At 73.5% G+C, this 10,927-nt stretch carries 10 protein-coding genes; 3 read left to right on the top strand and 7 right to left on the bottom strand.

From position 1 onward, the window contains the following. The 7 genes from B1H55_RS11450 to B1H55_RS11420 all read right to left on the bottom strand — a co-directional run. On the bottom strand, window positions 1-148 hold a 148-nt coding region (locus B1H55_RS11450), incomplete at its 3' end, for a PTS sugar transporter subunit IIB (RefSeq protein WP_158083335.1). A 174-nt stretch (window positions 149-322) separates the two neighbouring features. Further along, on the bottom strand, window positions 323-601 hold the full coding sequence (locus B1H55_RS11445) for a PTS sugar transporter subunit IIB (RefSeq protein WP_077239904.1): 279 nt from the start codon (window positions 599-601) through the stop codon (window positions 323-325). Then, the gene (locus B1H55_RS11440; RefSeq protein ID WP_077239905.1) at window positions 598-1,392 is read right to left on the bottom strand and encodes a GntR family transcriptional regulator; all 795 of its coding nucleotides are present in this window, start codon (window positions 1,390-1,392) and stop codon (window positions 598-600) included. Before B1H55_RS11440 ends, B1H55_RS11445 begins: the two co-directional genes overlap by 4 nt. Before the next feature lie 118 nt (window positions 1,393-1,510). Then, window positions 1,511-4,090, bottom strand: coding sequence for an aminopeptidase N (gene pepN / locus B1H55_RS11435; protein WP_077239906.1), 2,580 nt, complete (start codon window positions 4,088-4,090; stop codon window positions 1,511-1,513). 123 nt (window positions 4,091-4,213) lie between these two features. After that, window positions 4,214-5,185: an LCP family protein gene (locus tag B1H55_RS11430; protein WP_077239907.1), complete on the bottom strand. Its 972-nt coding sequence runs from the start codon at window positions 5,183-5,185 to the stop codon at window positions 4,214-4,216. Window positions 5,186-5,319: 134 nt separating this feature from the next. Then, entirely contained in the window at window positions 5,320-6,270 is a 951-nt protein-coding gene (locus B1H55_RS11425; protein WP_073451182.1) for an LPXTG cell wall anchor domain-containing protein, read from the bottom strand. Between the two features lie 310 nt (window positions 6,271-6,580). Continuing rightward, complete coding sequence (locus tag B1H55_RS11420; RefSeq protein ID WP_077239908.1) at window positions 6,581-8,701, bottom strand: M13 family metallopeptidase; 2,121 nt, start codon at window positions 8,699-8,701, stop codon at window positions 6,581-6,583. A 92-nt stretch (window positions 8,702-8,793) separates the two neighbouring features. Here B1H55_RS11420 and B1H55_RS11415 point away from each other — a divergent pair, with 92 nt between their 5' ends. From B1H55_RS11415 to B1H55_RS11405, 3 genes are all read left to right on the top strand, one after another. Further along, window positions 8,794-9,255 (top strand): ribose-5-phosphate isomerase, encoded by a 462-nt coding sequence (locus B1H55_RS11415; RefSeq protein ID WP_073451184.1) that lies wholly within the window; start codon window positions 8,794-8,796, stop codon window positions 9,253-9,255. Window positions 9,256-9,303: 48 nt separating this feature from the next. Next, entirely contained in the window at window positions 9,304-10,413 is a 1,110-nt protein-coding gene (locus B1H55_RS11410) for a glycerate kinase (RefSeq protein ID WP_073451185.1), read from the top strand. Window positions 10,414-10,471: 58 nt separating this feature from the next. Beyond that, a partial coding sequence (locus B1H55_RS11405) for a DNA-formamidopyrimidine glycosylase family protein (protein WP_338071683.1) occupies window positions 10,472-10,927 on the top strand: 456 nt, incomplete at its 3' end.

The following is a 10,927-nucleotide window of genomic DNA, read 5'->3' as shown; positions in this document are numbered from 1 at the left end:
CCCCGTGAGCGCCGGCGGCCTTGAGCGCGGCCTTGTCGACGGCGGAGACGTCCTCCAGCTCGCAGCGCAGCCGGGTGATGCAGGGCTCGATCTCAGCGATGTTGTCGAAGCCGCCGAGGGCGTCGACGATCTGGCGTGCCTGGGACATGGTTGCTCCTCCTGGATGCGGTGGACACGGCTGCGGTAGGCGGCCGGAGATAGGGGCTGATGTGAACAATACCGCCCATTGAGAGCGTTATCACTCCCCACCTCAGGACGGGGCGCCGATCACCCGGTGGCGCGCGCCTCGGAGCCCGGGCCCGCGCGGCGCGCCACCGCGGGATCACCCCGCGTCGTCGGTGGCGCCGGAGCCGTCGGGCCAGAGCCTGGCGGCGATCCCGGCCGCGAGTTCGTCGGCGCTGGGGCCGACGACCACCTGGACCACCCTGCCCGCGGCGGTCGCCCCGTGCGCGCCCACAGCGCGCAGGGCAGCGCGGTCCACTGCTCGCGGATCGCGAACCTCGATCCGCAGCCGGGTGATGCACGGCTCCAGGGCGTCGATGTTCTCGGCCCCGCCGAGGGCGCTGAGGAGGGTGTCCAGATCGAGGGGGCGAGCGCTCATGAGGCAGTCCTGGTTCGCAGGGCGGAGGGGCGGGATGCCGCGGGCTGAGGGGCCGCGACCGGCACCCACAGGGTGTAGCGGTCGGCGCGGTACAGCGAGCGGGAGTAATCCACCGCGACGTCGTCGTGGAAGGCGCGGCGGGTGATGTCGAGGGCCGGCGCGCCCTCGGGCACGCCCAGGAGGATCGCCTCCTCAGAGGAGACGACGTGCCCCTGGATGATGTCCTCGCCCCACTGCGGCCCCAGGCCGGCCTCCCCCAGGCGCTGGTAGACGGAGAAGTCGAGCGCTCCATCGAGGAGGCCGGGCAGCAGCGAGGCGGTCAGCCAGTTCTCCTCGATCGCCATCGGGGTCGAGTCGGCCGTGCGCAGGCGCCTCAGGTGGTAGACGTCGTCACCGGCGGGGATCTCGAGGGCCTGGGCCACCTGGGGCGTGGCCGGCGTCGTCTCGGCGGTCAGGAAGACGGACCCCGGCTCCATGCCGCGCCTGCGCATCTCATCGGTGAAGGAGGCCAGGCGCAGTTGAAGGTCGAGCTTGGGCTGGGACACGAAGGTCCCCCGGCCCTGATGGCGCTCCAGGGCGCCGTCGACGACGAGGGTGTCGATCGCCTGGCGCACCGTCATCCGGGACACGGAGAAGGTCTCGCACAACTCCCTCTCGGAGGGGATGGGCGAACCCGGCTCGAGGCCATCGGCGATGAGGGAGAGGAGGTGGTCCCTCACGACGACGTACTTGGCGGGTGCGCGGGGGGCCGAGCGGGCACGGCGGCTCGATGGGGATGATGAGGTGGTCATGGCGCTCTCGGGAAGGGGCCAGGGGCGGGTCCCATTGTGCCCTGCTTCGTCAAGACAATGTGCGCACTTGGGCGGGCGAGAGACGTGAGGGGCCGTGGAGGCCACGGCCCCTCACGTCTCAGGCCGCCAATTGCGCCGCCTGGGCGCGGGCCACCCGGCGGGCGTCGTCGAGGTTCTCCGCCACGATCCGGCGCAGCGCGGCCGGGGCGTCGGCGTGGGCGTCCAGCCAGCCCTCGAGCGCCCCGATCGGGTCGGCGCCCGGAAGACCGACGGTGGCGCAGGACCACAGGCCCTCCAGCAGGGCCTCGGCCATGTGGAAGGTCCGCGATGACCAGACCGGCTCGATGGCGGCCACGTACTCCTCGATGAAGGGCGCCATGAGCTCGGGGGCGCGCTCGACGCGGCCGAAGCCGACCAGCGCCTGGCGCTGCGTCTCATTGGGCATCGAGGAGTCCTCCACCAGGGCCCGCCAAGCCGCTCCCTTCGCCTCGGCGGTGGGGATCGAGGCGCGGGCGCCCGCCGCCCGCTCGCGGCCCGTCGTCGTGCGGTCGCGGGCCTCCTCGGCGGCGATCTCAGCCTCGCCCGCGCGGCCGGCCGCCACGAGGCCGGTGAGGAGCTCCCAGCGCATATCGGCGTCCACCGCCAGTCCCGGCAGGGGGGCGCTTCCATCGAGCCAGCCGGCGACGGCGTCGATCTGCTCCTCGCTCACGGCGTGAGCGGCCACGGCGCGCACGAGCTGGAGCTGGCGGTCGCTGCCCGGCTCGGCACCGCGGGCCAGGGACAGCAGGGCTGCGGCCGCCTCGGGGGCGGCCTCGCGGCGCGCTGCGGGGGGCAGGTAGAGGGCGAGGCAGGTGCCGATCCGCGCGAGCAGCCCCTGGACCACGCTCGAGTGCGACTCCACCTTCAGCGCCTCCAGGGCGGCGCAGAGGTAGCGGGAGGCGGACAGCTCGCCGTCGCGCACCATGTCCCAGGCCGAGGCCAGGACGAGCGAGCGGGCCAGCGAGTCGGTGAAGTCCCCGATCCCCTCCAGCGCGGCGGCCAGGGAGGCCTCGTCCAGGCGGTGTTTGGCGTAGGTGAGGTCGTCGTCGTTGACGAGCAGGACCTCGGGGCGGGGCAGGCCGACCAGGCCCGGCACCGGTGTGCGCTCGCCCGCGACATCCAGCTCGACGCGCTCCACGCGCACCAGGGCGCCGGCGTCATCACGGCTGTAGGCGCCGATCGCCAAGCGGTGCGGGCGAAGCGTCGCTGGTGAGCCCTCCGGGATCTCCTGGACGACGGCGGCGGAGGTGATGCGGCCCGCCTCATCAGTGGTGGTCTCCAGGCGCAGCGTTGTCACGCCCGCCTCCTGGAGCCACACCCGCGTCCAGGCCGCGAGATCCCGCCCGGAGACGGCCTCGAGCTCACTCAGCAGGTCGGCCAGCGTCGCGTTGCCGAAGGCGTGCGCCTTCAGGTAGCGGGCGATCCCCGCGAAGAACCGCTCGCGGCCCACGTAGGCCACGAGGGCGGTGAGCACCGAGGCGCCCTTGGCGTAGGTGATGCCGTCGAAGTTCACCTCGACGTCGTGCAGGTCCCTGATCTCGGCGGCGATCGGGTGGGTGGAGGAGAGCTGGTCCTGGTTGTAGGCCCAGGCCTTCTCCAGGGTCTGGAAGGTGGTCCAGGCGTCGGTGAAGCGGGTCGTCTCGGCCGTGGCCAGGGTGGAGGTGTACTCGGCGAAGGACTCGTTGAGCCACAGGTCGTTCCACCACTCCATGGTCACCAGGTCCCCGAACCACATGTGGGCCAGCTCGTGGAGGATCGTCACCGCGCGGCGCTCGACGCGGGCCTCCACCGGGCGGGAGCGGAAGACGTAGTCGTCCCGGTGGGTGACGATCCCCGCGTTCTCCATGGCGCCGGCATTGAACTCGGGGACGAAGACCTGGTCGTACTTGGGGAAGGCGTAGGGCGTGCCGAACAGCTCCTCGTAGAACGCGAAGCCGCCCTTGGTCAGCGCCAGGATCTCGTCGGCGTCGAGGTGCTCGGCCAGCGAGGCGCGGCAGTGCACGCCCAGCGGCACCACGCGGCCGTCGTCGGCGCGGTACTCATCGGTGGCCCCCACGTACGGCCCGGCGACGATCGCCGTGATGTAGGAGCTCATGCGCTCGCTCGGCGCGAAGGAGAAGACCCGCGCCCCGGCGCCCGCGGGACTCGGCGCGGGGGTGGGGGAGTTGGAGAAGACGGTCCAGCCGTCGGGCACCGTGACCGTGAAGGTGAAGGAGGCCTTGAGATCGGGCTGCTCGAAGACCGCGAAGACGCGCCGGGAATCGGGCACCTCGAACTGCGTGTAGAGGTAGGTGGCGCCATCGGCGGGGTCGGTGAAGCGGTGCAGCCCCTCACCGGTGCGCATGTAGGCGCAGTCGGCGACGACGACGAGCTCGTTGGACTCCGCCAGCCCCTCCAGGGCGATCCGGGAGTCCGCGACGACCGCGGCCGGGTCGAGGTCGGCCCCGTTGAGGCGCACCTCGCGCACGGTCGGCGCGATGAGGTCGATGAAGGTCGAGGCGCCCGGCGTCGCGGAGAACCGGGCGGTGGTCACCGATCGGAAGGTCGCCTGGTCGGGGTCCGCCGCCCCGGACAGGTCCAGGGCGACGTCGTAACTCTCGGCGGTCACGAGCGAGGCGCGCTCGCGGGCCTCATCGCGGGTCAGGTTGATTCCGGGCATCTGCGCTCCTGTCATCATGGCGGGGCTCGCGCGCCCCGCGGGGCTTCGCCCGATCCTCTCACTGCCGCGCCGGGCGCGGCCCGGGATGCGCGGCGCGTGAACAGCGCCGGGGCGTCAGGGGTGTCAGGGTGCGCAGGTGCCGGGGGCGTAGCCCCGGGCCGAGAGCGCGGAGTAGGTCTCCTGCGTGGGCAGCGCGATGAAGCTGTCGCCCTGGGTGGGGGCGGGGACGGTGGCGACGTCCAGGCCGGCGGAGCCTTGGGAGTCCTCTCCGACGCTGGCAAGGCCCCAGCCGAGCCGGGAGAGGTCGATCAGCCCGGTGCCCCCGTCGGTGGTGAGGGTCCCGGCCACGGTGTGCGCCAGGGAGCGCGCGCCCCACGGGGTCGAGGCCTTGTCCGCGAGGGCGGCCATGAGGGCGCTCATGACGAGGCCGGTGGACTCGCTGCGCCGCTGCGCTCCCTCCGCCTCCCCCAGGGTCGTCCACTGCCCGTCGCGCAGGATCTGCGGGTGGCGGGAGCGCACGAGCGCCAGGGCGTCGATCCCGCTGAGGGTGCGGGTGCCGGCGGTGGGGATGTCGAGCCCGGACATCTCGTCGCGAATGGGCTCGGGGATGTCGAGCGTGAGTCCGCCGACGGCGTCGACGATGCTCGCGAAACCGGCCATGTCGACGGTCACCAGGTGCGCAGTTGTCACGCCCAGGGCGGAGCACAGCAGGTCGACGGTGCTCTGCGGGCCCTTGAGGTAGGAGGTGGCCAGGCGGTCGCGCTGGAGGCCGCCCGCGGGCAGGGTGAGGTCGCGGGGCAGGACGGTCGCGCGCGGTGCGCCGGGGCCCGGTTGGAGGAGGACGACGACGTCGGCGCGCTCGCCCGCCCGGTCCTCGGAGGCGTCCCCGTATCGATCCGGCCCGCCCGGCACGCTGAGCCGGGAGTCGGTGCCGATGATGAGCCAGGTCTCGCCCTCGTAGGGGACGGTGGCGTCGCCCTCGGCCAGGGCGCTCGCGCGGTGGGGCATCGTGACGGGCACGTGCCTGATGCGGTGGGCGAGGAGCCCCAGGTCGCCGAGCGCCAGGGCGAGGACGAGCGCGAGGCAGGCGATCACGGCGGTCAGGATGCGGTGCCCGCGCGCGAAACGGCCCGCCCGGGCCCCGAGCGCGATAAGCGCTTTCGGGGCCCGGGCGGGCGCGCGGTCAGGGGCCGTGGGTGAGTTGCTCACTCGACCGGCCCGATGGGGCGTCAGGCGCGACGACGGCGGGCCGCCAGGAGCAGGCCGCCGGCGGTGGCGAGGCTGCCGCCGATGATGATGAAGGTCATCGCGTCGGCACCGGTGTTGGCCAGGCCCTCCTTCGCGGGGGCGGCGACGTTCTGCGCCGCGGCGGGGGCGGCGGCCGGGGCGGCCGAGCCGTCGGTGGACGGCGCGTCAGCGGAGTCCTCGAGCTGGCTGCCGCCCTTGCCCTCGTAGGAGAACACGCCGCCGGAGACGGTCACCTTGTACTCGAGCGTGCCGCCCTCGCCGTAGCGGGAGCCCTCGACGACGGCGTCGTAGGAGCCGTCGGCGATGCCGGTGGGGGCCGGGAAGGAGGCGGCGACGTTGCCCTCGGCGTCGGCGGTCATGGTGGCCAGGGTGGCCACGACGGTGCCGTTGCCGTCCTTGAGGGTCAGCGTGACGGTCTCACCGGGGGTGAAGCCGGAGCCGGAGAACTCGAAGCTCTGGGCGCCGGTGCCGTCCTCGGAGAGGGTCAGCGTGCCCTCGGCCTTGGTGGCGTCCAGGACGAGGCGCTGGGTGATGGTCTCGCCATCGCCCTTGCCGTACTGGACGCACTGGGCCGCGAGGGCCCAGGGCTCGGTGGTCGGGTCGACGCCGACCTGCTTGACGGCGTCGGCCAGGTCGATGGTGCCGGACCAGTCGCCGGTGCCGGGCGCGACCTTGATGGTGGTGGGGGTCGCGGCCTTGACGTTGTCGGCCGAGTCGCCCTGGGCGAGGGTCACCAGGACGGCGGCGGGGTTCGCATCGGTGCTGGCGCAGCCGGTGCCGCTGACGGGGAAGGCGGTGCTGGCGGGGTCCGCGGTGCTGGCGACGTCGTCGCTGAACGCGAAGCTGGACTCGTCGGCGGTCGCGGTGGTGGTGACGGCGCCGGCGGCGAGAACGGCCGCGGCGGTGATGGCAAAGGGGCGTCCGAGACGCATCTGTGTCCTCCTTGAGGTCGGGGCGCACCATGGGGTGCCTGGGGACGGTCACGATCCTGCACCGATCTGATTGCGGTTGCAAGGGCGCATCGCCCATGTGACGAGCCTGTCTCGACTCCTGGGGAACTCATGCGTCACAACCGCCCCATCGGCCCCGATGGGTCCCGCCGGGGGGGCGGGGCGGCGCCGGGCGCGCCCGTGGCCCGGAATGGCGCTCATCGGCAGTGCTCAGGCGGCTCCCAGGAAACGTGGAGCGCATGGGGTGCGACGGGGAGTGCTCCCCATCGCCCCCTGCCGGCGAGCCGCGGTCTTACCAAATGGACACGCGCTGCTCCGGGTCGAGCCACATGCCGTCACCGGGCGTCACGTCGAAGGCCTCGTAGAAGGCGTCGACGTTGCTGGCGATCCCGTTGCAGCGGAACTCGGCCGGCGAGTGCGGGTCGATCGTCAGCAGCAGCTCGGCGTAATCGTCGCGGTTCTTCGAGCGCCAGATCCTCGCCCACGAGTAGAAGAAGCGCTGCAGGCCCGTCAGGCCATCGATGACGGGCGCCCCCTCGAAGCCCTCGATGCCGGCGCGCGCCAGGGCCAGGCGGTAGGCCTTCAGAGCGATGCCCACGCCCCCGAGATCGCCGATGTTCTCCCCGATCGTCAGGGCGCCGTTGACATGGGGGATGTCGCCGGCAGGGGTGCCGGCCTCCTCGTGCCTGGCGGCGACGGCGGCGGGGGTGAGGGCGTCGTACTGGGCGATGAGCGCGGAGGTGCGCGCGGAGAAGGCCTGACGGTCCTCGGGGGTCCACCAGTCGGCGACCTTCCCCGTGCCGTCGAAGGTCGAGCCCTGGTCGTCGAATCCATGGCCGATCTCGTGGCCGATGACGGCGCCGATGCCCGCGTAGTTGACGGCGTCGTCGGCCCCGGGGTCGAAGAACGGGGGCTGGAGGATCGCGGCGGGGAAGACGATCTCGTTCATCGCCGGGTTGTAGTAGGCGTTGACGGTCTGCGGCGTCATATGCCACTCGGCGCGGTCGATCGGCTCGCCCAGCTTGCGCAGGGCCCGGGCGTTCTCGTAGGCCTCCACCGAGCGGATGGAGGCGAGCAGGTCCCCGGGGGTGATGTCGACGGCGGAGTAGTCCCGCCAGGTGTCCGGGTACCCGATCTTGGGGGTGAACTGGTCGAGCTTGGCCAGGGCGCGCTCGCGGGTGGCCGGGCCCATCCACTCCAGGGAGGAGATGGAGTCCCGGTAGGCCTCGATGAGGTCGGCCACGAGCCGCTCCATGGCGGCCTTGTGCTCGGGTGGGAAGTGCTCGGCCACGTAGATCTCGCCCAGGGCCTCCCCGAGGCTCGACTCGACCAGGCCCACGCCGCGCTTCCAGCGCGGCCGCAGCTCATCGGTGCCCTGCAGGGTCCTGCCGTAGAAGTCGAAGCTGGCGGAGACGAAGTCGCTCGACAGGAGCGTGGCCCGGCTCTGGACGATGTGCCAGCAGGCCCACGCCCGCAGGTCCTCCAAGGGGGCGGACTCCCAGCAGCCGGCCATATGGGCGAGGTAATCGGGCTGGTTGACGATCGTCTCGTCCAGGTAGGTGGTCCGCTCCACCCCCGCCGCGGCGGCGGCCGCCCGCACGCCCTCGCGCCAGGCCCCCCAGGGGAAGGCGGGGGAGGAGTCCACGATCTGCTCCCAGGTCATCGGGTTGTTCGTCTTGTCGATGTCCCGGCAGGCCACGCGGTCCCAGTGCCCCTTGGCCAGGGAGGTCTCCAGGGCCATGATCCGCTCGGCCAGGTCCTGCGCGCCCGCGCCGAGGCGCTCGGGCAGCCCGGCGAGCTCCAGCATCCTGGACACGTGCGCGACGTAGGCGGTCCGCAGGGCCCGGCGCCCCTCCTCGCGGTAGTAGGACTCATCGGGCAGGCCGAGGCCGGCCTGGTCCATCCAGGTGGTGTAGCGGTCCGGATCATTGATGTCGTTGTAGACGCCGGCGTCGACGGGCCCGGAGAAGTGCGCGCCCGCCCCCAGGGCCCGCGCGAGGGCGTCCTTGGTGGGGGCCTCCAGGACGGGGTCGAGCTCGGGGGCCAGGGGCGCCGCGCCCAGGGCCTCGATGCGCTCCTCGTCCATGAAGGTCGCGAACAGGGCCCCGATCTTGCCCGCCGGCGTGGCGGGGCGGGGCCGGGCCGCGTCCTCGCTCGTCGCGGCCTCGCGCAGGATCTCGTGGCAGGCCTCCTCGGCGGCGTCGCGCAGGAGCGTGAAGGAGCCCGTGCCCGGGCGGTCGGCGGGGATCTCGGCGGAGGCGAGCCAGGAGCCGTTGGCGTATCGGAACAGGTCGTCCTGCGGGCGCAGTCCGGCGTCGACGGCGTCGAGCTCGAGGACTCCCGCGCGGACACGGCCGGCATCGGGTGATTCAGGGGCGCTGGCTGTGCTGCCTGTGCTGTTAGTGGTGGTCATGCGCCCAACCTAACCCGGGGGCCATCCCGCTTCGCACATCTGTGGGCCGGCGGGGGTGGGCGCGCGCCGCGGCGCTGGGGCAGAATCGGGCCATGCGCATCCATATCGCCACGGACCACGCCGCCTACGAGCTCAAAGAGGCCCTCGTCAGCCACCTCCGGGATGCCGGCCATGAGGTCATCGACCACGGCGCCTTCTCCTACGACCCCGACGACGACTACCCCGCCTTCTGCCTGGCGGCGGCCCAGGCCGTCGTCGACGAGCCCGGCAGCCTCGGAGTGGTGCTGGGCGGCAGCGGGAACGGCGAGCAGATGGCCGCCAACCTCGTCGACGGCGCGCGCTGCGCCCTGGCCTGGAACCTGGAGACGGCGCGCCTGACCCGCGCCCACAATGACGCGAACATGGTGAGCGTGGGCGGGCGCATGCACTCGCCGGACGAGGCCCTGGCGATCGTCGACGCCTTCATCGCCGAGCCCTTCAGCGGGGCGGCGCGTCACCAGCGCCGCATCGACCAGCTGTCCGCCTACGAGGCGGCGCGCTGCGGGCGCGCCTGAGGCGAGCCGGGGCGCACCATTCGCCGAGACGATGAGGAGGATGCCGCGATGAGGATCGTGCTCGCACCGGACTCCTTCAAGGAGAACATGACGGCCCTTCAGGCCGCCGGGGCCATGGACGCGGGCGTGCGCGACGCCGTCCCCGGGGCCCGCACCGTGCTGATGCCCATGTCCGATGGCGGGGAGGGATTCGTCGACGCGGTCGCCGCGTCCTGGGGCGCTGACATGGTCCGCGCGCCCAGCGCCGACGCGCTCGGACGGCCCATCGAGGCGGTTTACGGCCTGGCCGGCGACCGCGCCGTCATGGACGTGGCCGGCTGCGCCGGGCTGGAGCGAGTCGCCCCGGGCGAACGGGACGTCCTGCGCTCCAGTACGCGCGGCCTGGGCATGCTCATGGCGCACGCGCTGGAGGGCGGCGCCCGCACCCTCGTCATCGGACTGGGCGGATCGGCGACGAACGACGGCGGGCTGGGCATGCTCACCGAGCTCGGCGTCCGCCTCCTCGACGCCTCGGGCGAGCCGGTCGGTCCTGAGCCGGCGCGGATGGGGCTCATCGAGCGCATCGACCTCGCGGACCTGTCCGCCGCCGCCCGCGAGGCGACCATCCTCGTGGCCTGCGACGTCACCAACCCGCTGACCGGGCCCAATGGCGCGACGGCGGTGTTCGGGCCCCAGAAGGGCGTCGGCGCCGACATGGTGGGGGTCCTCGATGCCCGCCTCGCCCGACTCGCCGAGCTCACCGGCACGCGGGCCGAGGCGGCGGAGCCGGGGGCCGGGGCGGCCGGAGGGCTCGGCTTCGCGCTGCGCGCCTTCCTCGGCGCGCGCATGCGCCCCGGTGTCGACCTCGTCGCAGAGGCCATCGGGCTACGCGACGCGATCGCGCGGGCCGATCTCGTCCTGACGGGGGAGGGCTCCGTCGACGAGCAGACCCTCAACGGCAAGACGCCCGCGGGCGTGGCCCGCCTGGCCCGGGAGGAGGGCGTGCCGTGCGTCGTCTTCGCCGGACGGATCAAGCCCGGCGCCGAGGTCCTCCTCGACCACGGCGTGCGCGACCTCGTCAAGGTGGGGTCCCCCGACGAGCCGCTGGCCCGGGCCCTGGCCCGGGGCCCGGAGAACATGCGCGAGGCGGTCGCCGGCTACCTGCGGGCCCGCCTCTGACGCCCCGCCCCTGACGGCAGCGCGCGGGCGCGGGCCGCGCACCGGGTACCGTCGGCCCATGCCCGAAGGACACACCATCCACCGACTCGCCGCCGCCCTCACCGAGCTCTACGGCGGGCAGGCGCTGAGAGTCTCCTCGCCCCAGGGCCGCTTCGCCGCCGGGGCCGCCCTCCTCGACGGTCAGGTCCTCCTGGAGGCGCAGGCCCACGGCAAGCACCTCTTCACCGCCTTCGCGCCCCGCGCCGATGTGCCGGCGGGCGACGGCTCCGTCGCATGGCTGCGCATCCACCTGGGGCTGTACGGCTCATGGACCTTCGACGGCGACTCCCGCTTCACCGCCCCGCACGCCATCGGGGCGCCGCGGCGGAGGGTGGGGGAGCGCGGGGAGCACGCCCTGCGCGGCGGCGGCGGCTCGGCGCTGGCGGGCCTGGCAGGGGGCGCTGAGGACGCGGATGGCGGCGCGGGTCATGGGGGCGGCGCGTCCGGCGCCCGGCCCGGGGCGTGGGTGCCGCCC

Origin of the sequence: Actinomyces denticolens (genome assembly GCF_002072185.1) — a bacterium.
Lineage (GTDB): Bacteria > Actinomycetota > Actinomycetes > Actinomycetales > Actinomycetaceae > Actinomyces > Actinomyces denticolens.
This window is presented reverse-complemented; position numbering and strand designations above follow the sequence as displayed.